The sequence below is a fragment of the Kribbella sp. NPDC058245 genome, from assembly GCF_042882005.1.
Classification (GTDB): Bacteria; Actinomycetota; Actinomycetes; order Propionibacteriales; family Kribbellaceae; genus Kribbella.
In genome coordinates, this window is the sequence record NZ_JBHVWY010000007.1 from 385,872 (window position 1) to 410,701 (window position 24,830).

Genomic DNA, 24,830 nt, shown 5'->3' on the forward strand with positions numbered 1-24,830 from the left:
CTCCCCCACCTGGCTCCGAACCACCCTCCAAACCAAAGCGGCCAAGCTAGCCGCCCGCTACAAGGGGTAGTTGAGGGCTTTGAGTAGTTCGGGGTGGAGGTTGGCGTTGGAGTAGAGGCCGCCGCCTTGGTCGCCGGTGTTGGTGCCGGTGGGGTTGGTGAAGCGGCCGCCGGCCTCTTCGACCAGGAGGATCCAGGGGGCGTGGTCCCATTTGTAGTAGCGCTCGATCAGGAAGGCGTCGATCTCGCCGCGGACCAGTTCGACCAGTGGGAGCGGGCTCGCTGGCGGGCGAGCTGTGGGGAGTCTGGGGTTGTTGCCTAGGGCATCCAGTACGGCGGTCGCGAGCGTTGCCGTCGTACTGACCTGGAGGCGCCGGGGCTCGGCGCGCGGCCAGGACGACTCGAAGGCACCGCCTCCGCGGACCGCCCACCAGCAGCGTCCGAGGGCGGGTGAGATGACGACCGCCAGTTCGGTGACGCCGTCGACCTCCAGCGCGAACTGGACGCGCCAGTGCGGATCGCCACCGCTGAAGCGTCGCGTGCCGTCGATCGGGTCGATGATCCAGACCCGGTCGGAGTCGCCGGTCTCACCCAGTTCCTCGCCGAGGAACCCATCGTCCGGCCGCGCCGCCGCCAGCGTCTTCCGTAGCAGATGCTCGACGGCCAGGTCGGCTTCGGTCACCGGAGACCCGTCGGGCTGCAGCGAGACGGCGACGCCGGCCTCGAAGTGGGCGAGGGCGAGCTGGGCGGCCAGGTCCGCCGCACTGAAAGCAAGCGCAAGATCATCCATGGCAGTAGGTTCGCAGCACCTGGTTGTCGAGCGCGGCGAAGGTCCGCGTCCGCGGGTTGTAGGCGGTCGGCCGATAACCAGCCAGTACGCCGACCCGCGCGCCCTCGGCCCGATCCCAGAACTCCAGCCCGTCCTCCCCGACCACCGCGAGCTGACCGTCGACACCCCACATCCGTCCCTTCGGCCCGAACACCGTGCCAACACGAGCCCCACTCCGAGCGTCGTACAGCTGGACACCGTCGACCAGGGCATCACTGTCGTCGCCGATGCCTTGGATGGCTACGACGCTGTCGCTCACCCAACTCGCGGGCTGGTTCCAGAGGTAGTCGCGGACGACCAGCTCGTGGCCGTGTTCGGCAGCGAACGTCTGCCCGTCCTGCCAGGCAGCGAGATCGATGACGGCCGGTATGCCGACCGGATGCCAGACCCAGCCGTCATCCAGAAGCCACACACCCGTCGGGCTGACCGTCAGCGCGCCATGGAAGTAGTCGAGGTAGTCAGGTGGCGGGTTCTCGCTGTCGCGCAGTTCGGTGTCGCGCGGCGTCAGGAGCCCACCCGTCGCCGGATCGAACCGATCCAGCCGGTTCCAGTCAGTCGCAACCACCAGGGTGCCGTTGGGTAGGAACGCGATGGGGAACGGCGTCGCGAAGTTGCAGTAGTCCTGACGATCGAGCCGCATCGTCACCCGGCCATCGCCGAGATCCACCACCACGCCGTACCGGCCGAAGTCGCGAACCACCGCCGCGAACCTCCCGTCCGAAGACACGTGCAGAGCCGGTCCCGGCGTACCGAATCCGTTGTCGTCCTCTTCATCTGCCGGCAGTTCGAGCTTGTACGACGTGCCGCCCGACGGCACGAGGTGTTGACCGGTGTACACGAGCCACCCGTCTGCCATCGGCGCGAGGCACCGATCATTCGCGGGTCGGACAGGGGCTGCCTCCTCGCAGAAGACCCCACCGAGCGGCCGATCCAAACGCCGTACCTCGGGCTGTCCGCTGACGTGGGCGACGCTGCGCGCGTCGGCCCGGTCGGTGCAACCCTCACACACGACCGCCAACTGCGACCACGGATCATCGAGCTTCGCACACGGCACGCACAACAGGTGGTAGTCACCACCGCGGCCCGTGTACAACCGCGACACCTGAGAGGCCTCCTCCACGCACAGGTGCAGGCAGGTCCGGAACGGCCCCTCGTTCGCCAGGTGACCGCAGGCCAGCAACTCCATCCCCCGACGATAGATGAGTTAGCGTTCGCGGATGGATGTTCAGATCACCGAGGGCCGGTTCGTCGAGGTGCCGACGCCGGAGGCGAGTGGGATGGATCGCCGGGCGTTCGGCGAGTTCGTGGGCCCGCAGGGCGAGTTGGCGTCGTACGCGATCGGCTGGACGACCGGCGCCGATGAGCACATCGGGCGGATCTCGGTCGGCATCGGGGCGGGCAATCCGGGCGGTGCGACGATCCATGCGGTCGTCTTCGACAACAGCAGCGAGTACGCATTCAGTTTGGTCGATGAGCCGTTCGAGCAGGTCCCCGAGGGCGGGCCGAACCTGACGGCTGAGCAGGCTCGCGCTCACGAGGATCTGCCGTTCATGTGGTGGGTGGCCGATCACGCCTTCGCCCGCGACCGGCGCGCGCAGTGGATGCGCCACTGGCTGCTCCAGACCCAATGCATCCAGACCGGCCCTGTCTTCGAACTGCACGAACCCATCCTCTTCGTCTGCAACGACGTCGCGACGAACCTTTGGCAACTCCTCGGCCCGACGGAGGCCGGTCCCGACAGCAAAGTCGGCCACTTGAGCCACGCGATCGACGAGGATCAGACCCTCCTCGACGTACTGGATCTCAGCCCCGACGAAGCCGCTGTCCGTCAGCAACCAGGCGGTCCTTGGACTCGCCAGGTCGGCTAGCGGACGTAGAGCTCGGAGCGGGTGCTCGGGCGGAAGCCGATGGATTGGTCGAGGGCGCGCCGCACAGCATCAGGGCCGTCGAGATCACGCTGGCGCATTACAACCTCTGATTTTCGAGCGGACGACATCCAGATGCCGGCGTACGAGCGCTGCGGCTGGGTGGTTGCTGTCGAGGTCAGACAGTACGTCGATCAGTGCTGCGGCGATGTCGGTCCCGGCTTGTGCGCCCAGCATGGCGGCGATCGCGGCGGCGGTCTCGTGGTTGCCACGGGCGACGTGTTTGCCGGCCAGGGGCAGCATGGCGAGAGCGAAGACATCCGGAGGCGGCGGCGTCCCGGGCTGACCTCGGCCGAGGTGGTCGATGGTGCCGTTGAGGTCGAGAGTGCCGGGGGTTCCGCTGCCGGTCAGCAGGCGAGCCTCGCGGGGAATGGCGGCGTGGGGCGGCCAGAGGTACCAGTCGACCCACAGTGGAAGACCGGCGACGTCGTACATCGCGCCGAGGTAGCCACCGTCGGCCGGGCCGTTGGCCGGCATCTCGATCGTCAGGAGACTTCCGTCGAGCACGGGCTGACCGCCGACGACGATGAGGTCGAGGTCGCTCCACTCATCGCCAACTCCGGTCGCGAGTGAGCCGACCAGCCAGACTCCCCCGGCCTGTAGGGCCGAGGCCGTCCGGCTGAGCCACTCGGTGCGGCCGCGTGCGTACGCCGCCAGCAGGTGCCCGGCCTCGTCTGGTGTCACCCCGCGGAGGCTACCGAAGCGACGTACCGACGACTACTGGTTTACCGCCGATCACAGCCAGTGCGCGAGACCGGAAATGCTCGAATCGCGGGACAGCCCTTGGAAAGGCTTCTCCGAGACTCTACTGTGCTGATTCCCGGCCCACTGGGACCGGGAATCGAGGACGGCGCCCCCCGCCACGATCGCAAGGAGACAATTATGGTGGAAAACACTGTCCGGGAAGACTGGATCGCCCCGGATTTCACCGAGTTCGAGACCCCCACCGAGGTCACCGGATACGCCGGTCGAGTGAACTGATCACCACCCGTATCCCCTGTACAGCAAAGTGATCACCGGGTTTCCGCCCCCACCTGATGATCAGCCTGCCCTGGCCTGCGGCACCCGTCGCCGGTCCGGGCAGGCGTTCCGCTGAATTCCCCTGAGTTCCGTCCCGTGGGCGAAATCTGGAAATCGTTCCATGAATTGCGGATCACTCAGGAGGTTCTATGCAGCCGATGAGCGCGGACGAATTCACCGGGGCACTGCGCGGCCTTTCCCATCGGTACTGGGGAACCCATCCGTTCCACCACCGGATGCACGCCGGCGAACTGTCCCAGCCGGAGCTCCAGGTCTGGGCCGCCAACCGCTGGTACTACCAGAGCGCGATCCCCCGCAAGGACGCCGCGATCATCAGCAACTGCCCACTTCCTGAGGTACGGCGTCAGTGGCTGCCCCGGATCGTCTACCACGACGGCACCGCTCCGGGCGAAGGCGGCATGGAACGCTGGCTGCGCCTGTGCGAAGCCGTCGGGCTGAACCGTGACGAGGTACTCGACGAACGCCACGTCGTCCCCGGCGCCCGGTTCGCCGTCGACGCGTACGTCGGCTTTGCACACACCAAACCGTGGGTCGAGGCGGTCGCCTCCGGGCTGACCGAGATGTTCTCCGGCCACCTGATGAAGGCTCGCGTCGCCGACATGCTCGCGCAGTACGACTGGATCCGCCCCGACGACCTCGCCTACTTCACGAACCGCATCGATGCGGTCGCCGGGGAAGGCCAAGCCACCCTCGACCTGGTCGTCGAACACTGCCGCACCCGCGCCCAGCAAGAAGCCGCCATCGCCGCTCTCTCCTTCAAGTGCGACGTTCTCTGGTCGTTGCTCGACGCAATCGATCACGCGGCGAGCAAGAAATGACCGCTGAACCCGAAGGAGCGCTCTCCGAGGATCTTCGACCGCGCATCCGCCGCGGCGTCCGGCTGAGCCACGACAAGGTCCGGAACACCCCGGTCGTGCTGCATCCCGAGGGCGTACTGATCCCGAACCCCACCGCGACCGCCGTCCTCGAGCTGTGCGACGGAGAGCGCTCTCTGACCGAGATCACGCGTCTCCTCGCCGACCGGTACGACGCCGTCCGGCCCGAGCAGATCCGAAGCCTGCTCGACCGCCTCGCCGACAAGCAGGTGGTGGAGTGGACATGACCAGCCCGACACCCGACGGATTAGCCCCCGAAGGCCCGGCCTCAGATCCGCAGAACCCGAAGGGTGCGGTCCCGCCGCTCAGCCTGACCGCCGAGCTCACCCATCGCTGCCCACTCCATTGCGGATACTGCTCCAACCCCATCGAACTTCTCACCCGCGACCAGGAGCTCGGCACAGCCGCCTGGCGCGACGTCCTCACCCAGGCACACGACATCGGCGTACTGCAGGTGCATTTCTCCGGCGGTGAACCGCTCGGCCGCAAGGACCTGGCCGAGCTGATCGAGCACACCGCCGGCCTCGGCGCCTACGTCAATCTCGTCACCAGCGGTCTCGGCCTCACCGAGGCCCGGCTGCAGAGCCTGGTCGATGCCGGCCTCAACCATGTTCAGCTTTCTGTCCAGGGTGCAGACGCAGCGACCGGCGACCGGATCGCAGGTACCCGCGCACACCACCACAAGATCGTCGCCGCCGGCCTCGTACGGCGGGCAGGTCTTCCGCTGAGCGTCAACGTCGTGCTGCACCGGGAGAACCACCACCAGGTCGCCGCGCTGATCGCCTTCGCCGAGGAGCTGGGCGCGGACCGGCTCGAACTCGCGAACACGCAGTACTACGGCTGGGCCCTGAGAAACCGCTCTCAGCTGATGCCGACCGCGGACCAGCTCGCCGCGGCCGAGCCGATCGTCCAGGACGCCCTCGTCAGGCTCAAGGGCAAGATGCAGATCGTCTACGTGATCGCGGACTACCCGGAGAAGTACCCCAAGCCCTGCACCTACGGCTGGGGCGCACGCCAGATCACCGTCGCACCGGACGGAACCGTGCTGCCGTGTCCAGCGGCCGGAGCGATCAGCACGCTGCAGCTCGAGAACGTCAGAGAGCGCTCCCTGGCCGAGATCTGGTACGACTCCGGCTCGTTCAACGCCTACCGCGGCGACGACTGGATGAGTGACACCTGCCGAAGCTGCGACCGGCGCGAGACCGACTTCGGCGGATGCCGTTGCCAGGCGTTCCTGCTCACCGGCGACGCAGCAGCCACTGACCCGGTCTGCCACAAGTCGCCGGATCGCGGTGTCGTCGACCTTATCCTGGCCGAGCCCCGCCGTACCGGCCTGGTGATGCGGAGCCCGAGCCGATGAAGGTGATAGTGCTCGGTACGGCGGCCGGCGGCGGGTTCCCGCAGTGGAACTGTGCTTGCCCGACCTGTCGTAATCCCAGCCTCGAGCCGCGAACCCAGGACGGGCTGGCGATCAGTGCCGACGGCAACAATTGGTACCTGGTGAACGCTTCCCCGGATCTCCGCGCCCAGATCCTCGCCACGCCCGAACTGCGCGCCGGTCCCGACGTGCGCGACACCCCGATCCGCGGCGTCCTCCTCACCGACGCGGAGCTCGACCACACTCTCGGCCTGCTCCTCCTGCGCGAGGCCGAGACACTGACCGTCCACGCCCCGGCGGCCGTGCTGAACGCGCTCTCCCGTTTCCGGGACATCACCGATCGCTACCACGCCTGGACGTGGTCCCCAGTCCCGGACGAGCTCGACGGGATCACCGTCAAGACCCTGGCCGTCAGTGACAAGCGCCCCCGGTACGCCGACGATCCGGCCCCCGGACCGTGGGTCGTCGCGTACCGCTTCGAGCACAACGGTGGCGCGCTCGTCTATGCACCCTGCGTCGCTCACCTACCTGACGGCTTCGAGCAGTTCGCCGCCGGCGCGACGTACATCCTGCTCGACGGAACCTTCCACAGCGCCGACGAGATGCCCGGCCAAACTGTCATGGGCCACCTGCCGATCACCAGCACGATCGAGCAACTCGATCTCCCGCTGGCGTTCACGCATCTCAACAACACCAACCCCGTGCTCGACGCCGGTTCACCCGAGCGCAAGGCCGTGGAGAACGACGGTCACCTCATCCCCGACGACGGCACGCGCTGGGAGATCTAACCCGCCGAAACCCCATGCTGCGCGAGCAGTTCGATCAGCACCTCGTGCCCTTGCGTCAGATCCCACTGCTCAGCCGCCATCCCGGCCGCCCGAGCCCCGTCAACATTCCGAGCGGTGTCGTCGATGAACAGCACCGCCTGTACGTCGGCCCCGATCCGCCGAGCCGCCTCGATGAAGAACCCCGGATCCGGCTTGGCCACGCCCAGGTCGTGCGAATAACAGCTCACGTCGAACAACTCGTCGTACCCGAGCGCCGTTCGCATATACCCGCCGCGGTACGACTCCTGATTCGTCCCCAGGTGCACGCCGTACCCGTTCCGCCGAAGCCCCCGAACCACATCCAGCGACCCCTCGAACACCACGATGTTCTTCCACACCGCGTCGTACACCTCACCCACCGGAGCGCTGACCCCGAACTCCCGCAACGTCGCCGCCAGCACCGGCAGATAGTCCCCCTGGCCGGCCAGCATCGGCAGCTCGTCCTTCCAGGTCCGATGCAGAAACTCCCGAGAGCGCTCTCCGAGATACGGCTCCATCGCCGAGTACCACCCACCCGGCAACTCCTGCAGCACCCCATCAGCATCCAGCAACACATGCCGAACCAGCGACTCAGTCACAGCGCGTTGGGAGCCAGTCAGCCGCCCGTTCGGTTCGTCGCTCACCGGCCCGATGATGCCGCACCGGGCCATGCGGCGCACCGCGATAACGGCTGTCACAAACTGCGCAGGTGCTCGGTCTAGGTGATGACAATCAATGACGCGGAGGACTACATGAGTGAGCAGCTGCCGCCTGGGGTCGAGGTCATCTCGACGCTGCCTGGGTCGGCGTTCGAGATTCCGGCCGGGGCAGAGGCCAGGACGATTCGGGTAACGCTGGCGCCGGGTGATCCGGGGGCGCCGCCGCACCGGCATCCGGGGCCGGTCTTCGGGTATGTGATCGCAGGTGAGGTCTTGTTCGAGCTGGAGGGGCAGGCGCCGCGGGTGCTCAAGGCGGGTGAAGCGCTCTATGAGCCGGGCGGTGATGTGATCCACCTCCAGGGCTCCAACAACCTCGAGGACGCGGAGACGTTGTTCGTCGTGACGCTGTTCTCGGAACCGGGTGCTCCGATCCTGACCATCGTCAGCGCCGAAGAGCTCGCCGAACGCGAGCACCTTCGCGTGAAGTAGCCCGGTTCTCCCCGCCCTCGGGAGCGTTTAATCAAATGCTCCCTGGGCGGGAGCGGTCTACGGTGTTCGTGTTGCACCGGCCGAGAGTTGGGATGTGGGAACCGATGGGCGTTCGTCTGCAGGAACTGACCTACGCAGCGAAAGACCCCGCCGGATTGGCGCGTTTCTGGGCCGGCGTGCTCGGCTTCGAGCGCGTCGAGGACGCCGTCATCGCACCTGCTGACGAGCGAGCCTTCCGTCTCCGCTTCGTCGCGAACGACCTGCCCAAGCTCGGCCCGAACCAGATGCACTTCGACGTGACCAGTACGTCGCTCGACGATCAGCAGGCGAAGGTCGATCGGACCCTCGAGCTCGGCGGGAACCACCTCGACATCGGCCAGTCGCCGGACGAGAAGCACGTCGTACTGGCTGATCCCGAAGGCAACGAGTTCTGTGTGATCGAGCCGACCAACAACTTCCTCGCCAACACCGACGTGATCGGCGCGATGTCGTCGGACGGCAGCCAGGCGGTCGGCTACTTCTGGGCCAAGGCGCTGGACTGGCCGCTGGTCTGGGACCAGGACGAGGAGACCGCCATCCAGGCGCCGTACGGCGGCACCAAGATCGCCTGGGGCGGCCCGCCCGTGAATCCGAAGCTGGGGGTCAACCGCCTGCAGTTCAAGCTGATCGCGGACGGCGACCTGCAGATCGAGATCGACCGCCTGGTCGCTCTCGGCGCGAAGACCGGCGAGGGCGGCGTGCTGACCGACCCCGACGGCAACGAGTTCGTCGTTCTAGCCGGCTGACTTCGGCGAGACGATCTGCACGAGGTTCCCGCAGGTGTCGTCGAGGACGGCCATCATCACCATGCCCGCATCGGTCGGCGGCTGGGTGAACACCACGCCCAGCGCCGTCAACCGGGCGTGCTCGGCCGCGACGTCGTCCACGGCGAACTGCACGAGCGGGATCCCGTCCTCGCCCAGCGCATCGCGGTAGGGCTTGACTGCGGGGTGACCCGCCGGCTCCAGAAGCAGCTCGGGCCCGTCCGGCGCATCGGGTGAGACGACGGTCAGCCAGGAGGCCTCGCCGAGCGGGATGTCGTGCTTCTTCGTGAAGCCGAGTACGTCGGTGTAGAACGCGAGCGCCGCCCGCTGATCGTCCACGAACACACTCACCAGGTTGATTCTCATTCCGCGGTCCTCTCGCCGACCGGCCACCGTCGCGCGATCTCCGCGAGTGGCGCGGGGTTGAAATAGTGGAACTTCGAGCGCCCACGCTTCTCCGTCACGACCAGCCCGGCCTCCTCCAGCACTCCAAGGTGCTGCGAGATCGCCTGCCGCGTCGACGACAGTCCGTGCCGCGTCGTCAGCGTCGAGCAGATCTCGAACAGCGTCTGACCGTCACGCGCCGCCAGTTCGTCGAGAATCACCCGGCGCGTCTCGTCGTCCAACGCCCGGAACACCGTGACCACGCACCCCACTATAGGCAAGTAGCCACTTGCCTATCAACTCCTCACCCCCACCGCGCGTCGAAGCAGACGTGAGCAGCCTCCGTACGACGACCTGGGGCAGCGGCGAGCGTGTCGCCGTCCTCCTGCACGGGATGATGGGCTCGGCCCAGCAGTACCACCGGGTCGGCCCAGCGCTGGCCGACCGCGGCTACCGAGCCATCGCCGTCGACCTCCCCGGCCACGGCAACTCACCACCAGCCCGCTCCAACCTCGCCGCCTGGGCAACCGCTGTCACCGCATCCGTCCCCACAAACCCGGCACTCGCGATCGGCCAGTCGCTCGGCGCCGTCGTACTGGCCGCCGCCGTGCCCAAGCTCCAACCTGTCCGAGCGGTCTACGTCGACATCCCACTCATCGCCTCCGCCGGCCCACCCCACACGGCCGAAGAACTAACCGCCAAGTTCACCGCAGCCCAAGCCGGCCGGACAGCCGACGCCCTGCGCGTATCCAAGCCAGCGTGGTCAGAGACCGACCGTCAAGTCGAGGCAACAGCAGCCCAGCAGTTCGACATCGCCACCGCAGTCGCCCTGGAGCTCGGCGACAACCAACACCAAGCACCAACGGCCGACACCCCATCGCTCGTCATCCACGCAGACCCCAGCCGCTACGTCTCCACCACCAGAGCAGCAGAACTCCAAGCCCTCGGCTTCGACGTCCGCGCGATCCCCGGCGCCGACCACACCATCTGGTACTCGCACTTCGACCAGTTCATGGCCGCTCTCGACGAATGGGTCGGGAACGACACTACGTAGAGGTATGAGATCGACACCTTCGTGAGGACCGCCCGCCTGCGAGAGCATCTGCGTATATGACTACCTAGTGTCCTTCACGACGCCGGTCGCCGAAGAGCTGCGTGCGTTCTTCACGCCTCTCGGCCGGGCGGAGTGAGCAGGCTCTCGATCACCCGGCGGGCCTGGTCCACGGCGGTGCCACGACCCAGCCGGAGGGCGATGTTCGCAGCGGTGAGCACCGCGTCGATCTGGAACGCCGCGAGGTCGACGTCCAGCTCGGCGATCTGTCCAGCCTCGACAGCGGCTCGCAACTCCGCCGCGATCCGACCGAGCCAGTCGGAGTGCTGGTCGGCCAGCAAGTCCCGGACCGGGCCTGGTCGACTGTCGAAGTCGGGCAGGGTGGCCGTCCAGAAGCACCCGCCGGGAAACACCGGGATCTGGACATAGGTGATCCAGTGCTCGACCAGCGCGCGCAGCCGATCCGCGCCACCCTGGGCCTGCGACGCCGGCCGAACCACCTGGTCGGAGAACACCTCACGAGCGCTCTCGACGGCCGCCAGTTGCAGCCGTTCCTTCGTGCCGAACAACGTCTGCACGCCACTCTTGCTGAGCCCGAGGTCAGTCGCCAGCCGGCCGATGCTCAGCCCGTTGAGGCCCTCCAGGGAGGCGACGTCGGCGGCGTGCCGAGCGATCGTCCGTCTGGTCTGCGCACCGCGCAGAAGGCGTCGATCGGTGGTCGCGGCCATTTCGTTCATAACCTCAGCCTATCCCATGTTGTTTAAAAATACGATCGGTCGTATGTTTTCTTTTATGACGGACACAGACACCAGAACGACCCCGACGACCACCCCTTGGCAGGCCGTGTCGATCGTGCTGATCGGCGCGTTCATGGCCACGCTCGATTCGTTCATCGTCATCGTGGCCGGCCCGGCGATCCAGGCCGACCTCGGCACGTCCGACGGCGAACTGCAGTGGATCCTCGCCGGCTACCAGCTCACCTACGCAGTGCTCCTGGTGACCGGCGGCCGCCTCGGCGACATGCTCGGCCGCCGGCGCATGTACGTCGTCGGCACAGCCCTGTTCACCGTCGCTTCGGTGGCCTGCGCCGTCTCCCCCACCGCGACCGCACTCATCGTGGCGCGCCTCGCCCAAGGCCTGGGTGCCGCGCTGATGCTGCCCCAGGTCTTCGCTACCGTCACCGTGCTGGTCCAGGAGAAAGACCGGCACCGGGCATTCGGCACCCTCGGCGTCGTCGTCGGGCTCGCGACCATCGGCGGTCAGCTCATCGGCGGTCTGCTGATCGGTGCCGACGTCTTCGGTTCCAACTGGCGGTCGGTGTTCTGGATCAACGTGCCGATCGGGCTGGCCACGATCGCGCTCGCAGCCTGGAAGCTGCCGGAGTCACGCGCGGCGGTCAAACGCGCACTCGACATCCCCGGCGTCGTGGCGCTGAGTGCGGCACTGTTCCTGCTCGCCTTCCCCCTGATCCAGGGCCGCGAGGCGGGGTGGCCATGGTGGGTCTGGGCCGCGCTCGCCGGCAGCGCGCTCGGCTTCCTGCTTTTCCTCCGGATCGAGCGCCGGATCGCAGAGCGTGGCGGTGACCCCCTGATGCGAGTCTCACTGTTCGCGAACAGATCGTTCTCGGTGGGGCTGATCCTCGTGCTGGCCACCTACGCCGTCATCACGTCGTACTACCTCGTCCTGTCGATCGCGCTGCAGGACGGGCTCGACCTGACAGCTCTCGGCGCCGGACTCGTCTACGCCCCGGCCGCGGTGACATTCATTGTGTTCAGTGTGATCGCCGGCCGGCTCGCGCCGAAGTACGGCCGCCGGGTGCTCGAGGCCGGAGGCATCACGCTCGCCGTCGGCTACTTGCTCACGGCAATCGTCCTGATCGGCGGCGTGCCGTTCAGCCCCGTGACCATTGTTCCGGCACTGATGCTGCAGAGCGTCGGTGGCGGTCTGCTGATCACTCCGTCCCTCAAGGTGGTGCTGAGCCGGATCGACCCGAGTGATGCGGGCATCGCCTCTGGCGCCTTGTCCACCGCCCAACAGATCGGCAGCGCGATCGGCGTCGCTGTTGTCGGTGCCGTGTTCTTCAGTTCCTTCGACGCCACGGCATCCGATCACTCCGGTACGGCGGCGTACGCGCTGGCGATGTCGTCCTTCGCCACGTTTGGCATCGCGATCGTGGCTACGGTGCTGGTGTATCTCCTGCCACGCGATCCGCGCGGCTGAACGATCTCCAGCTACTCAGGCGCAGACCGTCCGCCTGCGAGAGCGTCTACGTATATGACTACCTCCTGTCGTTGCGCAGGCCGTACCGTGGCCGGCATGAACGTGGAGCTGCTGACGAAGGCCTCAGCTGAGTTCGAGCGCGTGGTGACCGAGCTGCCCGACAACAGCTGGGAGCTCCCGACGCCGTGTGAGGTAAGCGTCCGCGAGCTGGTCGAGCACGTTGTCGAGGGCAACCGGTTTGCGGTGGCGGTGCTCGCCGGAGCGGGGGCAGCGGAGGCTTGGGCGGCGGTTCGCGCGCAAGCCAACGGCCCGGATGCGGTGCAGGAGTCGGCCGCCGAACAGCTCACCGCATTCCGCCAGGCGGCAGACGATCAGACCGTGCACCATCCAGGTGGTGACATCACCGCGGAAGCGTTTCTCAGGTACCGGTTGGTCGACGTCGTCGTACATGCGTGGGACCTGTTGTCGTCCGCCGGCCTGGACGAGACCCTAGATGCCGGAGTCGTCGACGGGCTCTGGGCTCTCGTCGAGCCGAAGCTGACCGAGATGCTCGCCTTCGGCTCCTACGGCGACGGCCCGAGCGGGACACCGAAAGCGTCAGTTCAATCGACGTTGCTGGACGCGTTCGGACGCCAGGTCTGACGAGGTGCGTGACCGGTACGACGCAACCAGTGGTCGGTGTAAAGGATCGGCTCCTCCGACTCCGCCCGCGGGAGCACGCCGTCGGGCGTCGGACCCGTCAGCCAGGGATTAGTGATCGGCAACGTACTCCTTCAGATGCTTACCGGTCAGTGTCTTCGCGGCCTTCACGAGCGCCGCCGGCGTCCCCTCGAACACGACCTTCCCGCCGTCATGCCCAGCCCCCGGACCGAGGTCGATGATCCAGTCGGCGTGCGCCATCACGGCCTGGTGATGCTCGATCACGATCACCGACTTCCCGGAGTCGACCAGCCGGTCGAGCAGACCGAGCAGGTTGTCGACGTCAGCCAGGTGCAGACCGGTCGTCGGCTCGTCGAGGATGTAGACCTCGCCCTTGTCGGCCATCTGCGTGGCCAGCTTCAGCCGCTGCCGCTCACCACCGGACAGCGTGGTCAGCGGCTGCCCGACCTTCAGGTAGCCGAGCCCAACATCCGCCAGCCGATCCAGGATCTTGTGTGCGGCCGGCACCTTCGCATCACCATCGGCGAAGAACGCAACAGCCTCCGCCACCGGCATCTCGAGCACCTCGGCGATGTTCCGCCCGCCGAGCGTGTACTCCAGCACCGCCGCCTGGAACCGCTTGCCCCCGCACTCCTCACAGGTCGCCTCAAAGGTCGCCATCACTCCGAGGTCGGTATAGATGACGCCGGCCCCGTTACACGCCGGGCACGCCCCCTCGGAGTTCGCGCTGAACAGCGCAGGCTTGACGCCGTTCTCCTTCGCGAACGCCTTCCGGATGGGCTCGAGCATTCCTGTGTACGTCGCCGGGTTGCTCCGCCGCGATCCCTTGATCGCACTCTGGTCGACCGTGACGACACCCTCGCGGTCGGCGATCGACCCGTGGATCAGCGAGCTCTTCCCCGACCCGGCCACGCCGGTCACCACCGCAAGAACCCCGAGCGGTACGTCGACATCCACGTTCTGCAGGTTGTGCGTCGAAGCGCCCCGAACCTCCAGTACGCCGTTCCTCTCGCGCACCTCGCTCTTCAGCGAGGCCCGGTCGTCGAGGTGCCGACCGGTGATCGTGTCACTGGCGCGCAGCTTCTCGACCGTGCCTTCGAACACGACCTCGCCGCCCTCGCTCCCGGCCGCTGGGCCGAGGTCGATGACGTGGTCGGCGATCGCGATCATCTCCGGCTTGTGCTCGACGACCAGGACGGTGTTGCCCTTGTCGCGCAATTGCAGGAGGAGCTCGTTCATCCGCTGGATGTCGTGTGGGTGCAGACCGATCGACGGCTCGTCGAACACGTACGTGACATCGGTCAGCGACGACCCGAGGTGCCGGATCATCTTCGTCCGCTGCGCCTCACCACCGGACAGCGAACCGGCCGGACGGTCCAGCGACAGGTACCCGAGGCCGATCGACACGAACGAGTCGAGCGTGTCGCCGAGTGCGTTCAGCAGCGGCTTCACCGACGGCTCTTTCAGCTTCCGGATCCAGGCCGCCAGGTCGCTGATCTGCATCGCGCACAGATCGGCGATGTTCTTGCCGCTGATCTTCGAGGCCAGCGCCTCCTGGCTGAGCCGCGTACCGTCGCAGTCCGGGCAGGTCGTGAACGTCACCGCCCGCTCCACGAACGCCCGGATGTGCGGCTGCATCGCGTCGACATCCTTGCTCAGGAACGACTTCTGGATCGATGGGATGAGGCCGGAGTACGTGAGGTTGATGCCCTCGACCTTGATCTTGGTCGGCTCCCGGTAGAGCAGGTCGTGCAGTTCCTTCTTGGTGTACTTCTTGATCGGCTTGTCGGGGTTGAAGTAGCCGGCGCCGCGGAAGATCCGCCCGTACCAGCCCTCCATGCTGTAGCCGGGGATCGTCAGCGCACCCTCGTTCAGCGACTTCGTCTCGTCGTACAGGGCGGTCAGGTCGAAGTCGGTGACGGAGCCCATCCCCTCACAGCGCGCGCACATGCCACCGGCGTACACGGCCTCGCGGACGACCTGCTTCACCCCGGCGCCCTTCTCAGCGACCATCGAGCCGGTCGCGACCCGGCGCGGGACGTTGAACGAGTACGCCGTCGGCGGGCCGGCCGGCGGTTTCGCGAGCCGGCTGAACAGGATCCGCAGCATCGCGTTCGCGTCGGTCGCCGTACCGACCGTGGAGCGCGGGTTCGCGCCCATCCGCTCCTGGTCGACGATGATCGCGGTGGTCAGCCCGTCCAGTACGTCGACGTCCGGGCGGGCCTGGTTGGCCATGAACCCCTGCAGGAACGCGCTGTACGTCTCGTTGATGAGGCGCTGCGACTCCGCGGCGATCGTGCTGAAGACCAGTGAGCTCTTACCCGAACCCGAGACCCCGGTGAACGCCGTCAGCCGGCGCTTCGGGATCTCGACGCTGATGTCCTTCAGGTTGTTCTCGCGGGCGCCGACGACCCGGATCAGATCGTGGCTGTCGGCAACATGCTCGGTCATTCGCGGTTCTCCAGGTCAGTGCCGTCTCAGGCGGGGGCGTGGTCTCAGGCCTGCTGATTGATGCGGATGTGGTTGCCCGCCGGGTCGCGGAAGGCGCAGTCGCGCACGCCGTACGGCTGGTCGGTCGGCTCCTGGATCACTTCGGCGCCACCGGCAACCATCTTCTCGAAGAACTCGTCCAGGTTCGGGCTGGACAGCACCAGCGTGGCGTAGGTGCCCTTGGCCATCATCTCGGTGATGGTCTTGCGCTCGTCCTCGGTGATGCCCGGGTCCGCGAACGGCGGGGTCAGCACGACCGCGGTGTCCGGCTGCCCGGCCGGGCCGACCGTGATCCAGCGCATCGTGCCGCCGCCGACGTCCATCCGGACCTCGAAGCCCAGGATGTCGCGGTAGAAGTTGACCGACGCGTCAGGGTCGGTGTGCGGAAGGAAGCTCGAAGCAATCTTGATGTCCATGCCCATCACAGTAGGTGCGGCGCAGCCTGGTCTGCTTCTTGATTCCTGATCGGTCTCGTCACGCGTTTGGCAACACACGACGGCAGCCCGGCCGCGGCCTGGCTCACCTCACGCTTGTACGCGCTCGGCGACATCCCCACCAGCTCGGTGAACCGCGTGCTGAACGTCCCCAGCGACGACCCACCGACCGCGAAACACACGTCCGTCACGCTCATCTCGCCGCCGCGCAGCAAGGCCATCGCCCGCTCCACCCGCCGCGTCATCAGATAGCTGTACGGCGACTCCCCGTAGGCGCGCTTGAACTCCCTGCTCAAGTGCCCCGACGACATCCCGGCGCCGCGAGCCAGCGCCTCCACGTCCAGCGGCTGCGCATACTCCCGGTCGATCCGGTCCCGCACCCGCCGCAGCCGGACCAGATCCTCCAGCCGCTGCTCCTCAGCACTTTTCCCCGCCATACCCAAGATCCTGTCACGCGACCGGCGCGTTTCCCAGATCCTTCAAAGCCCGGCGGACTGCAGATACTCCTCGACCTCGCGCTCCAACCGCCGTCGCCGCAGCCGCGCGGCCTTCGGAACCAGCCGGAGAGTGCTGACCAGTACGGCGGTGTCGGGGTGCCGCGGGCCGTGCTCGACCAGCGCCGCTCGGATGCCCCGGTCGAGGAACCACAGCGCTTGGCTGGGCCGGTGCGCCCGCAGCTTCACCCGGGCCAGGACCCCTTGGAAGCGGATCGCGCGGGCCACGGCGCGATCGGTCGGCTCGCCCGGAATCCGATCGGGCGTGAGGGAGTCGAATTCTTTCGCCAGCACGCGGGTGGATCCGAACGACTGAACGATGCGGACCGCTCCCCGCTCCGCCGAGCGCGTCACGAGGTGCTGAGGTCCCAGCCGGTAGACGGCCTGCTGCGCGACCGTCTCGTACCACGCCAGCGCGTCCCAGCGGTCGCCGATCGCCTCACGCTCCTGAGCGAGCCGGAGCCTCAACCAGACATCGCTCACAAAACATTGCCGCCCGCCCCTCCGAATCACCTGAGTGTCCTGAGTTTGGCGCGCCGGTGCGGCGGTCGGAGCCGGGTGGCAGGTTCGTGCCGGGCAGCCGCCACGGCAGCTCGCCCGGACGTTGGCGCGGAAATCTGACGGCGCGGAAATCTGAGAGGGTGAGCAGCATGAGCAACTCCCAGAACGGAGAGAGCGCGTTCCCGCGGCGCATGCACACCGCGCTCGACGCGCTGGATGCACGAGAGCTCGCCGAGTTCTACCGGCAGCTTCTCGGTCTGCGGTATCGACCGGGCGACGAGCCGCCCACGGACGGTACGGCGGATGATGCCGACTGGCTCGTGCTGGTCGACGACGAAGGAAACCGCCAACTCGCGGTCAACCGGACCGATGTGTTGCCCCGATCGACCTGGCCCTCACCCGACGTCCCGATGCAGATGCACCTCGATTACGCCGTACCGACGGTTGAGGCGTTGCACCTGCATCGGCGGCGGGCGGAGGAGCTTGGAGCCCAGGTTCTGCTGGACCGGACCGGTGTAGAGTCCGAGCCTTTGTACGTCCTGGCCGATCCGGCCGGGCATCCGTTCTGTCTCTTGGTGGGGATGCCATGAGATCCACGGCTCGGGCGAGCCGACTACCTGGCCAAGTGCCGGCCCGCCCGATCAACCTGCCGCTACAGCTCACGGCATTTACCTGCACGGTCGACGCGACCGGTCGGCTCCTGATGGTTCGGCACGAACGGCTCGGTGTGGTCCGCTGGGAGGTACCCGGCGGCCACGTCGAACCCGGTGAGACGGCCGCCGATGCCGCGGCCCGCGAGACTGCCGAAGAGACTGGCGTAGTTGTCACGCCCGGCCGGATCGTCGCCGACTGCGTGCACAACTGGCGCGGCCGAAGCGTCGAGATCGTGTACTACGAAGCCTCACCACAACCACCCTTCGAGCTGGGTACGACGGACGCGCGGATCAGCGCGGTGGACTGGATCAACCCGGCCGACCTCGCGCCCGAGGAGACCTCGGCGCTCGGCTGGCCCGTCGTCCAACATGTTGCTTCCGGCAACAGCTCCGTGCTGCACCTCGGGGCATCCCACCATCAGACGGCGGCCGGCTGGGAGCCCCTGATCACCTGGAGCCGGCTGTGCACTGAGTAGGGTCGGAGCATGTTTCGTGAGGCTGAGGCAGCGGACTTTGCGAGCGTGATGCGGCTCTACGGGCAGCTGCATCCCAACGACCCCGTCGTCGCGGAAGAGCGTGCGGCCGCGACGTACGACCAGATCCTCCGGACGCCCGGAATGCACCTGTTCGTGCTGGAAGACGCGGGCGAGGTGGTCGCCTCGACGTACCTGAACCTGGTCCCGAACCTCAGCCGTGGCGCGGCGCCGTACGGGGTGGTGGAGAACGTGATCGTCGACTCCGCTCGCCGCAGGACCGGCCTCGGGAAGGCGATCATGGCCGGTACGCTCCAGGCCGCCTGGGACGCCGGCTGCTACAAGGTGATGCTGCTGACCGGGTCCAAGCGCGAGTCCACGCACGCCTACTACCGAGCCTGCGGGTTCGACTCGGGCGAGAAGACGGGATTCGTGGCGCACCCGCCGTCCTGACAACACGATCATGCAAATTGCTGTCATCACCGGTGGAAGCTCCGGAACCGGCGACTACGACCTCTGAGGCCGCCAGGCACCACCTTGCTCGGCAGTCCGGGCGAGCGCGTACTCGGGACTGGACTTGGGGATCTGCGCCCGCACCCGCTCGGCGGTCGACGTACACAAAGTGAGCAGCACCTGGTTCTTCGGACGGACCGGCGGGGTGAGGACCCGGGCAGCCGCCGGCCTCGCCGGTCGCGTGGTCGCGACCAGGTAGCTGAATTTCTCGTCCTCGTAGTTGCGGGTGCCGGCCTTGAGCCGCCGATGCAGTTCGGTGCGCGGCAGCCGGACGGCGAAGTGGCACCAGTCAGGATCGACGAGCGGACACCGGAGCTGATGCGGGCAGGGCGCAGCGATCGTGAACCCGAGACCAATCAGCTGGTCGCGGGCCTCGACGATGTGCCGATATCCACGGGGGGGTGCCAGGTTCGACCAGCACGATCGTGCCGGTGGAGGCGGCCGCCGCGGAGAGAACGCTCTGCCGCGTCTCCGCCGTCAACTCGTTCAGAACGTACGCGACCGTCACCAGATCTACCGAGGCTGACGGCTGCCAGTCCCGAAGGTCCGCCGTCGACCACACAGGAGTTGGGCTCCAGGTGCTGAGCCTGCGCCCCAGCGCGACGGCGGCAGCTTGGCGTTCGACGATCTGGGTCTGGACGCCCGGCCAGATCGAGGCGGCGGCCCAGGCAGCAGCACCTGTTCCGCCGCCCAGGTCGAGGTGGGTGGTCGCCGCGCCCACATGAAGGTCGGCCGCACGCAACGCGGCCTGGATCGCCCGGTAGGTGGCCGGCATCCGGACCACGGCGTACGCCAGGCAGTCGAGCTCATCGCGCAGGGCGGGGAGCGTGTCGGTGATGCCCGCTTGGCGATAGCGGGCCGAGAGTTCGGACGCGCGCGTGCGAAGTACGTCGTACTTCACGCCGGTGATCGCGCGCAACAGGACAGCATGCAGTTGGGTGTCCACGGAGGACATGGCAGAGCTCCGGTTCGGCTGGTACGGAGTGCGCGACGCGCACGGGACCCGCGGCCAACGCCGCGACGCACCAACCGGTCCGACCGCTCAGAAAACAGCCCACAAGAGAGCTCAGAAGGAGGAGTTGGCACGCAACCGGATTGCCATGCAAGTCATCACGTACCTCCTCAGCACCGCATGCAGAAGCGGCTCTCGCTCACACAGTAGCTAGCCGCCGGCCGCCCCGACCACTTATTTCCGGCCGTTGATCGTGCAGATGCAGGCACGGTTGCCCTGCGCGTCGGCGAGCACGGTGAACGACGGGTACTCGTCGAAGACGACGGTGCCGCCGGCGGCTACGGCAGCCTCGATCCGGGCCGGCGCCTGCGCGATCGGCATCCACAGGTCGTAGTGGAAACGCTGGCGCGGCGTCTCGTGCTCGGACGTCTTCTGGAACCAGAGATCCGGTGTCCGGCCGGTGGGGTCGACCACCTCGAGATGATTCTTGTAGTTGGCGGCGTCGCCGGTCAGCAGCGCGGCCCAGAACGGACCGATCTCGTCCGCGTCGTGCGTGTCGAGGCCCAGCTCGGTGAGAAAGATACCGTCCAGATCGGCCGTCAGACCGAGCGCTGCGGCCAGTTCGCTGATACTTCGCGCCAGGTCGACGTCGATCTGGGTCACCGTGGTCCGGACGTCCCCGTCGCTGTCCACGGCGCCGGGCGTGGCCAGCTTGAGGTCCACGAACGTCGAGGTCGCGCGGACCTCCGGATCATGCCCGGCCGAGAGCTGCGCCACCGCCTGCGCGAAGCCGAGGCCGTGTGCGAGCGATTCGACCAGGTAACGCGCATGCAGCGCCGTCGACAGCTTGCTCCAGTCGGCCAGGCCAGCGGCCTGGATCTCCTCCACCGTCAATACGTCCATGCCGCGAGGCTAGACGAAGGCGCCGACAATTTCGTGTGATAAAAGACCATCACCGCCATCCGCAGTGAACGGAGCAGCATGTACCGACGGCTCGTGCTCAAGTTGTCCGGCCAGGCGATCGCCGGGGGTGACGAGTTCGGATTCGACAGCGACCGCCTCACGCACCTGGCGACTGAGGTGATCGCGCTGCGCGCCACCGGTGTCCAGGTCGCGGTGATCGTCGGCGGCGGCAACGTGTTCCGCGGCAACCGCGCCGAGGACTGGGGTATCGACCGGGTCGAGGCCGACAACATCGGCATGCTCGGCACCGTCATCAACGCCGTCCTGCTCCGCGGCCGGCTCGCTGCCCTCGGCGCGCACGGGGTCCGGCTGATGACCGCGGTCCCGATCAACAACATCGCCGAGCCGTACATCCGGATGCGCGCCCTGCGGCACCTGGAGAAGGGCGCGATCGTGGTCCTTGCCGGAGGCAACGGTCAGCCGTTCACCACGACCGACTACCCGGCTGTGCAGCGCGCCGTCGAGCTCGAGGCCGACGCCCTGCTGGTGGCCAAGAACGGGGCCGACGGCGTGTACGACGCCGACCCGAACAAGTTCCCCGACGCGACCCGGTTCGACCACCTCAGCTACGAAGAGATCATCGACCGCGGCCTCGGTGTGATGGATCAGTCCGCCTTCATCCTGGCCCGCGACCACCGACTGCCCCTGCATGTCTTCGACATCGACCGACCGTCGGCCGCCGCGTCCATCAGCAGCGGCAAACACATCGGCACGCTGATCAACTGAGCTCCGCGGCGATCCGCCGTACATGCGGGTCGATCCAGTCCCCACCGGCGGCGAGCTCGGCGCGCAGCGCCATCAGGGACCACAGGATCCGGTACTGCGAGAAGATCCGGTCGAGCTCGCGGTCCGGGGTCAAGCCGTAGCCGGCGAGTACGACCTCGGTATCCGCGGTCATCGTGAACCGCGCGACGTCGAACAGCGGATCGCCGTACAGGCTGTCGCCCCAGTCAAGGATCCCGGTCAGCTGGCCGGCGTCGGCGTACAGGTGCCGGAGATGAAGGTCGCCGTGCAGGAGTGCGGGCGGCACCTCGGCAACCTCTTCGAGGAACGGCGGGAGCGCTCTCCGCAACTGGTCGGCGAGCTCCGGCGGAACGAGTTCGTCGAGGGCGTCCACTGGTGCCTGCAGCGTTGCTGGCCAGTCGGCTTCGGCGTGCACGGTGTGGAGTTGGCGCAGGTGTCTCGCGGCGGCGCGGACTACCGCGGGTGTGTCGGACGGTGCGCCAGGTAGCTCGGCCATGAGTAGGTAGGGCACGGCCAGGTCGGTGGTGAGAACGCGGGGTGCGGGGATGCCGAGGAGCTGGGCGTTCTCGAGAGCGTGGGACTCGGCGGCGATCGCGGCGCCGGTCTTCAGGTAGGCGGTCGCCCCGTTGGCGGCGCGGAGGCGGAACGTCTGGTTGCCGACGAAGCCTTGCACGGGTTCGACGGACTCGATCGGTCCGAGGACTGCGGCGGCGTACTGGCTGGCTTCAGCTAGCTGCACAGGGCTCCTTTAGCTGGGGGCTAAAACGTTTGGACGAATCTCGGGCGCGTTGGTCTACTCGGAGTGTTGTCCGGAACCCGAGTCAAGGAGTACATCGTGCGATCTCACGTCCTGTCTGTCATGGAAGGAACGGACATCTGCTCTGAGGACATGAGGCTGCGTGAAAGTACTGAATCTTGGGATCCTGGCGCATGTCGACGCCGGTAAGACCAGTCTGACCGAGCGGCTGCTCTACGCCGCCGGAGTCATCGACGAGATCGGTAGCGTCGACGACGGTAGTACACAGACCGACTCACTCGCGCTGGAACGCCAGCGCGGGATCACGATCAAGTCGGCGGTCGTGTCGTTCACGATCGGCGAGGTCGACCCGGTGACGGTCAACCTGATCGACACCCCCGGTCACCCGGACTTCATCGCCGAGGTCGAGCGCGCGCTGAGCGTGCTCGACGGTGCGGTGCTGGTGGTGTCCGCGGTCGAGGGCGTGCAGGCGCAGACCCGCGTGCTCATGCGCACGTTGCAGCGGCTGCGGATTCCGACGCTGATCTTCGTGAACAAGATCGACCGGAGCGGTGCCCAGTACGACGGTGTGCTGAAGGCGATCACCGACAAGCTCTCGCCTGCCGTCGTACCGATGGGGTCGGTGACCGGCCTCGGTACCCGATCTGCCGCCTTCACGCCGCACTCGGGCTCGAGCGCGCTGATCGAGGTGCTCGCCGAGAACGACGACGAGCTGCTGAGAACATTCGTGGAGAACGAGAAAGCGCTCTCTGACGACGCTCTCCGGGGATCACTCGCTCAGCAAACCGCCCAGGCCCTGGTGCACCCGGTGTACTTCGGATCCGCGATCACCGGCAGCGGCGTGGATGCCCTGAGCAACGGGATCAGTGACTTGCTGCCACCGGCGAGAACGGACGGGAGAGCGCTCCACGGCGTGATCTTCAAGGTCGAGCGCGGCGCAGCCGGCGAGAAGATCGCGTACGTCCGAATGTTCTCCGGCACCCTGCAGGTGCGTGACCGCATCCGGTACGGCGCCAGTGGCGGCGACGCGAAGATCACCGCAGTACGCGTGTTCACGGAGGGCGCGGCCGTGATCGCAAGTCAGGTCGTCGCGGGTCAGATCGCGCAGCTGTGGGGACTGCCCGACGTACAGATCGGTGATCGCGTGTTCGCCGGCGACGACGCGCCTCCGCACACCGCTGCCGGTGGATTCTTCGCGCCGCCGACGCTGGAGACGGTGGTCACGCCGCAGCGGCTCGGCGACCAGGGGAAACTCCGGGAAGCGCTCTCTCAGCTCTCCGAACAAGATCCGCTGATCAACGTCCGCCAGGACGACCTGCGGCAGGAGACCTCCGTCTCGCTGTACGGCGAGGTGCAGAAGGAGGTCATCCAGACAACGCTCTCAGCCGAGTTCGGCATCGACGTCACCTTCCGCGAAACCACGACGATCTGTGTCGAGCGCGTCCGCGGTATCGGGGCCGCCTTCGAGATCAAGAAGAAGGACGGCAACCCGTTCCTCGCCACGATCGGCCTGCGCGTCGAACCGGCGCCCGTCGACTCGGGCGTGACCTTCGAACTCGAGGTCGAGCTCGGCTCGATGCCGTACGCGTTCATCAAGGCCGTCGAAGAAACAGTCCGGGAAACGCTCTCTCAAGGTCTGCACGGATGGGCAATCCCGGACGCGCGGATCTTCCTGACGCGTTCCGGATACTCCGCCCGGCAGAGTCACGCCCACGCCGTCTTCGACAAGAGCATGTCCAGCACGGCCGGAGACTTCCGCAACCTCACTCCCCTGGTCCTGATGACCGCGCTCCAACAAGCCGGTACGTCGGTCCACGAGCCGATGCACCGGTTCCAGCTCGAGGTCCCGACCGACACCACCAGCGCAGTCCTCTCCGCGCTCGCCCGCCTCCGCGCCATCCCCGACGTACCGGCCCTCGCCGCCGACACCTCGGTCCTCGAAGGAGCCATCCCCGCAGCCGCCGTCTACCAACTCGAGCAACAGCTCCCCTCCCTCACCCGAGGCGAAGGTGTCCTCGAATCCACCTTCTCCCACTACCACCCAGTCCCCGGCACCCCGCCCAACCGTCGCCGCACCGACCACAACCCCCTCAACCGCCGCGACTACCTCCTCCACACCCAACGCCGCATCTAGCCTATGACCGACAGACTCGACCGGTTTGCGGTTCTACTGTCTCTCCAGCCGCAGTGGGTATCCCCTTGGCGTGGTCAACCAGTGCGGCCGACGGCGTACTGGGTGGTTGCTCGCCGCTGCGGCCGACCTACTGAGAAGCAGCGTGGCCGGGCAGGCCTGTGGCTGAGGGGGATGGTGCACTCGGCGACCACCTGTCCGTTGCCCGGGCTTCCGGGCTACGGCTGGGGCAGTCGGTGGAGGTAGCGGTCGGAGGTGAACGTTGCTTGGGTACGGGTCGTAGGGCTGCGCGGAAAATGAGGGGATATCCGCTGGAGTTGCTGGTTCTCCCCTCAAATTTTGGCCAGAGAAGGGGCCACTTGAGGGGAGATCCCCTCAAGTGGCCTCTCCTGTCCGACGTGTGGGTGGTCCGACGTTGCCGGGGGTCCGCGGTTTCCCGGGTTCCCGGGGGTTGCGACCGCAGCCGGGCGGGCAGCCGGGATGGATCTGCCACCACATTTGCCTGGCTAGGCACGGAAATGGGGGGTTATGTACTCATAACCAGGGTGCGGAACCCCTGATTTGGGTGGCTAGGCAGGCAAATCGCTCGGGGTCGTGCGGCGGCCG

At 67.2% G+C, this 24,830-nt stretch carries 31 protein-coding genes; 16 read left to right on the forward strand and 15 right to left on the reverse strand.

The window, feature by feature from the left end:
• Positions 1-57: 57 nt before the first annotated feature.
• Positions 58-789 carry an inositol monophosphatase family protein gene (locus ACFVWG_RS19565; protein ID WP_391544722.1) on the reverse strand — a complete coding sequence of 244 codons (732 nt, stop codon included), beginning with the start codon at positions 787-789 and terminating at the stop codon, positions 58-60.
• Positions 782-2,014, reverse strand: a complete 1,233-nt coding sequence (locus tag ACFVWG_RS19570; protein WP_391544723.1) for a hypothetical protein — start codon at positions 2,012-2,014, stop codon at positions 782-784. Before ACFVWG_RS19570 ends, ACFVWG_RS19565 begins: the two co-directional genes overlap by 8 nt.
• A 31-nt stretch (positions 2,015-2,045) precedes the next feature.
• Here ACFVWG_RS19570 and ACFVWG_RS19575 point away from each other — a divergent pair, with 31 nt between their 5' ends.
• Positions 2,046-2,696, forward strand: coding sequence for a hypothetical protein (locus tag ACFVWG_RS19575; protein ID WP_391544724.1), 651 nt, complete (start codon positions 2,046-2,048; stop codon positions 2,694-2,696).
• An 84-nt stretch (positions 2,697-2,780) separates the two neighbouring features.
• On the opposite strand, the gene ACFVWG_RS19580 is transcribed toward ACFVWG_RS19575, so the two are convergent.
• A complete protein-coding gene (locus ACFVWG_RS19580; protein WP_391544725.1) occupies positions 2,781-3,437 on the reverse strand; it encodes a nucleotidyltransferase domain-containing protein in 657 nt (218 codons plus the stop codon).
• A 198-nt stretch (positions 3,438-3,635) separates the two neighbouring features.
• Here ACFVWG_RS19580 and pqqA point away from each other — a divergent pair, with 198 nt between their 5' ends.
• The 5 genes from pqqA to pqqB all read left to right on the forward strand — a co-directional run bounded on the left by pqqA (position 3,636) and on the right by pqqB (position 6,835).
• Positions 3,636-3,734: a pyrroloquinoline quinone precursor peptide PqqA gene (gene pqqA, locus ACFVWG_RS19585; protein WP_391544726.1), complete on the forward strand. Its 99-nt coding sequence runs from the start codon at positions 3,636-3,638 to the stop codon at positions 3,732-3,734.
• A 197-nt stretch (positions 3,735-3,931) separates the two neighbouring features.
• Positions 3,932-4,612, forward strand: a complete 681-nt coding sequence (gene pqqC, locus ACFVWG_RS19590) for a pyrroloquinoline-quinone synthase PqqC (RefSeq protein WP_391544727.1) — start codon at positions 3,932-3,934, stop codon at positions 4,610-4,612.
• The gene (pqqD, locus tag ACFVWG_RS19595) at positions 4,609-4,896 is read left to right on the forward strand and encodes a pyrroloquinoline quinone biosynthesis peptide chaperone PqqD (protein WP_391544728.1); all 288 of its coding nucleotides are present in this window, start codon (positions 4,609-4,611) and stop codon (positions 4,894-4,896) included. The genes pqqC and pqqD overlap by 4 nt, the downstream gene beginning before the upstream one ends.
• Complete coding sequence (gene pqqE, locus ACFVWG_RS19600) at positions 4,893-6,029, forward strand: pyrroloquinoline quinone biosynthesis protein PqqE (RefSeq protein ID WP_391544729.1); 1,137 nt, start codon at positions 4,893-4,895, stop codon at positions 6,027-6,029. Before pqqD ends, pqqE begins: the two co-directional genes overlap by 4 nt.
• Positions 6,026-6,835, forward strand: a complete 810-nt coding sequence (pqqB, locus tag ACFVWG_RS19605) for a pyrroloquinoline quinone biosynthesis protein PqqB (RefSeq protein WP_391544730.1) — start codon at positions 6,026-6,028, stop codon at positions 6,833-6,835. The genes pqqE and pqqB overlap by 4 nt, the downstream gene beginning before the upstream one ends.
• Here pqqB and ACFVWG_RS19610 read toward each other — a convergent pair.
• The gene (locus tag ACFVWG_RS19610; RefSeq protein WP_391544731.1) at positions 6,832-7,497 is read right to left on the reverse strand and encodes an HAD family hydrolase; all 666 of its coding nucleotides are present in this window, start codon (positions 7,495-7,497) and stop codon (positions 6,832-6,834) included. The two genes, pqqB and ACFVWG_RS19610, sit on opposite strands and share 4 nt — an antisense overlap.
• A gap of 81 nt (positions 7,498-7,578) precedes the next feature.
• On the opposite strand from ACFVWG_RS19610, the gene ACFVWG_RS19615 reads away from it, so the two are divergent.
• Together ACFVWG_RS19615 and ACFVWG_RS19620 are read left to right on the forward strand one after the other, a co-directional pair.
• The gene (locus tag ACFVWG_RS19615) at positions 7,579-8,001 is read left to right on the forward strand and encodes a cupin domain-containing protein (RefSeq protein ID WP_391544732.1); all 423 of its coding nucleotides are present in this window, start codon (positions 7,579-7,581) and stop codon (positions 7,999-8,001) included.
• Between the two features lie 104 nt (positions 8,002-8,105).
• Positions 8,106-8,786 carry a VOC family protein gene (locus ACFVWG_RS19620; RefSeq protein WP_391544733.1) on the forward strand — a complete coding sequence of 227 codons (681 nt, stop codon included), beginning with the start codon at positions 8,106-8,108 and terminating at the stop codon, positions 8,784-8,786.
• On the opposite strand, the gene ACFVWG_RS19625 is transcribed toward ACFVWG_RS19620, so the two are convergent.
• Both ACFVWG_RS19625 and ACFVWG_RS19630 read right to left on the reverse strand, forming a co-directional pair.
• Positions 8,775-9,170, reverse strand: a complete 396-nt coding sequence (locus ACFVWG_RS19625) for a VOC family protein (RefSeq protein WP_391544734.1) — start codon at positions 9,168-9,170, stop codon at positions 8,775-8,777. The genes ACFVWG_RS19620 and ACFVWG_RS19625 overlap by 12 nt on opposite strands.
• Positions 9,167-9,451, reverse strand: a complete 285-nt coding sequence (locus tag ACFVWG_RS19630) for an ArsR/SmtB family transcription factor (RefSeq protein ID WP_391544735.1) — start codon at positions 9,449-9,451, stop codon at positions 9,167-9,169. The genes ACFVWG_RS19625 and ACFVWG_RS19630 overlap by 4 nt, the downstream gene beginning before the upstream one ends.
• Before the next feature lie 68 nt (positions 9,452-9,519).
• Here ACFVWG_RS19630 and ACFVWG_RS19635 point away from each other — a divergent pair, with 68 nt between their 5' ends.
• Positions 9,520-10,242 (forward strand): alpha/beta fold hydrolase, encoded by a 723-nt coding sequence (locus ACFVWG_RS19635; RefSeq protein WP_391544736.1) that lies wholly within the window; start codon positions 9,520-9,522, stop codon positions 10,240-10,242.
• A 110-nt stretch (positions 10,243-10,352) separates the two neighbouring features.
• Here the strand turns inward: ACFVWG_RS19635 and ACFVWG_RS19640 are convergent, their stop codons facing one another.
• Entirely contained in the window at positions 10,353-10,976 is a 624-nt protein-coding gene (locus ACFVWG_RS19640; protein ID WP_391544737.1) for a TetR/AcrR family transcriptional regulator, read from the reverse strand.
• Between the two features lie 55 nt (positions 10,977-11,031).
• Between ACFVWG_RS19640 and ACFVWG_RS19645 the strand changes: the two genes are divergently transcribed.
• Together ACFVWG_RS19645 and ACFVWG_RS19650 are read left to right on the forward strand one after the other, a co-directional pair.
• Complete coding sequence (locus ACFVWG_RS19645) at positions 11,032-12,459, forward strand: MFS transporter (protein ID WP_391544738.1); 1,428 nt, start codon at positions 11,032-11,034, stop codon at positions 12,457-12,459.
• 96 nt (positions 12,460-12,555) lie between these two features.
• Positions 12,556-13,101, forward strand: coding sequence for a TIGR03086 family metal-binding protein (locus ACFVWG_RS19650; protein WP_391544739.1), 546 nt, complete (start codon positions 12,556-12,558; stop codon positions 13,099-13,101).
• A 108-nt stretch (positions 13,102-13,209) separates the two neighbouring features.
• On the opposite strand, the gene ACFVWG_RS19655 is transcribed toward ACFVWG_RS19650, so the two are convergent.
• From ACFVWG_RS19655 to ACFVWG_RS19670, 4 genes are read right to left on the reverse strand one after another with little or no spacing between them, the layout of a single operon-like run.
• The gene (locus ACFVWG_RS19655) at positions 13,210-15,570 is read right to left on the reverse strand and encodes an ATP-binding cassette domain-containing protein (protein WP_391544740.1); all 2,361 of its coding nucleotides are present in this window, start codon (positions 15,568-15,570) and stop codon (positions 13,210-13,212) included.
• 44 nt (positions 15,571-15,614) lie between these two features.
• The gene (locus tag ACFVWG_RS19660) at positions 15,615-16,025 is read right to left on the reverse strand and encodes a VOC family protein (RefSeq protein WP_391544741.1); all 411 of its coding nucleotides are present in this window, start codon (positions 16,023-16,025) and stop codon (positions 15,615-15,617) included.
• Positions 16,026-16,030: 5 nt separating this feature from the next.
• Entirely contained in the window at positions 16,031-16,480 is a 450-nt protein-coding gene (locus ACFVWG_RS19665; RefSeq protein ID WP_391544742.1) for a helix-turn-helix transcriptional regulator, read from the reverse strand.
• Between the two features lie 42 nt (positions 16,481-16,522).
• A complete protein-coding gene (locus tag ACFVWG_RS19670; protein WP_391544743.1) occupies positions 16,523-17,020 on the reverse strand; it encodes a hypothetical protein in 498 nt (165 codons plus the stop codon).
• A 167-nt stretch (positions 17,021-17,187) separates the two neighbouring features.
• Between ACFVWG_RS19670 and ACFVWG_RS19675 the strand changes: the two genes are divergently transcribed.
• Genes ACFVWG_RS19675 through ACFVWG_RS19685 form a run of 3 tightly spaced genes read left to right on the forward strand, consistent with a single transcriptional unit; the run spans position 17,188 to position 18,617 of the window.
• Positions 17,188-17,628: a VOC family protein gene (locus ACFVWG_RS19675; RefSeq protein WP_391544744.1), complete on the forward strand. Its 441-nt coding sequence runs from the start codon at positions 17,188-17,190 to the stop codon at positions 17,626-17,628.
• Entirely contained in the window at positions 17,625-18,167 is a 543-nt protein-coding gene (locus ACFVWG_RS19680) for an NUDIX domain-containing protein (protein WP_391544745.1), read from the forward strand. Before ACFVWG_RS19675 ends, ACFVWG_RS19680 begins: the two co-directional genes overlap by 4 nt.
• A 9-nt stretch (positions 18,168-18,176) precedes the next feature.
• The gene (locus tag ACFVWG_RS19685; protein WP_391544746.1) at positions 18,177-18,617 is read left to right on the forward strand and encodes a GNAT family N-acetyltransferase; all 441 of its coding nucleotides are present in this window, start codon (positions 18,177-18,179) and stop codon (positions 18,615-18,617) included.
• 54 nt (positions 18,618-18,671) lie between these two features.
• Here ACFVWG_RS19685 and ACFVWG_RS19690 read toward each other — a convergent pair whose 3' ends face one another.
• The 3 genes from ACFVWG_RS19690 to ACFVWG_RS19700 form a co-directional block, all read right to left on the reverse strand.
• Positions 18,672-19,085 carry a small ribosomal subunit Rsm22 family protein gene (locus ACFVWG_RS19690; protein ID WP_391544791.1) on the reverse strand — a complete coding sequence of 138 codons (414 nt, stop codon included), beginning with the start codon at positions 19,083-19,085 and terminating at the stop codon, positions 18,672-18,674.
• The gene (locus ACFVWG_RS19695; protein WP_391544747.1) at positions 18,967-19,632 is read right to left on the reverse strand and encodes a small ribosomal subunit Rsm22 family protein; all 666 of its coding nucleotides are present in this window, start codon (positions 19,630-19,632) and stop codon (positions 18,967-18,969) included. The genes ACFVWG_RS19690 and ACFVWG_RS19695 overlap by 119 nt, the downstream gene beginning before the upstream one ends.
• Positions 19,633-19,863: 231 nt before the next feature.
• The gene (locus ACFVWG_RS19700; RefSeq protein WP_391544748.1) at positions 19,864-20,532 is read right to left on the reverse strand and encodes a VOC family protein; all 669 of its coding nucleotides are present in this window, start codon (positions 20,530-20,532) and stop codon (positions 19,864-19,866) included.
• A gap of 78 nt (positions 20,533-20,610) precedes the next feature.
• On the opposite strand from ACFVWG_RS19700, the gene pyrH reads away from it, so the two are divergent.
• A complete protein-coding gene (gene pyrH / locus ACFVWG_RS19705; RefSeq protein ID WP_391544749.1) occupies positions 20,611-21,318 on the forward strand; it encodes a UMP kinase in 708 nt (235 codons plus the stop codon).
• Here the strand turns inward: pyrH and ACFVWG_RS19710 are convergent.
• Positions 21,311-22,075, reverse strand: a complete 765-nt coding sequence (locus ACFVWG_RS19710) for a phosphotransferase family protein (RefSeq protein WP_391544750.1) — start codon at positions 22,073-22,075, stop codon at positions 21,311-21,313. The two genes, pyrH and ACFVWG_RS19710, sit on opposite strands and share 8 nt — an antisense overlap.
• A 160-nt stretch (positions 22,076-22,235) precedes the next feature.
• Here ACFVWG_RS19710 and ACFVWG_RS19715 point away from each other — a divergent pair, with 160 nt between their 5' ends.
• Positions 22,236-24,227: a GTP-binding protein gene (locus tag ACFVWG_RS19715; protein ID WP_391544751.1), complete on the forward strand. Its 1,992-nt coding sequence runs from the start codon at positions 22,236-22,238 to the stop codon at positions 24,225-24,227.
• Positions 24,228-24,830: the final 603 nt, after the last annotated feature.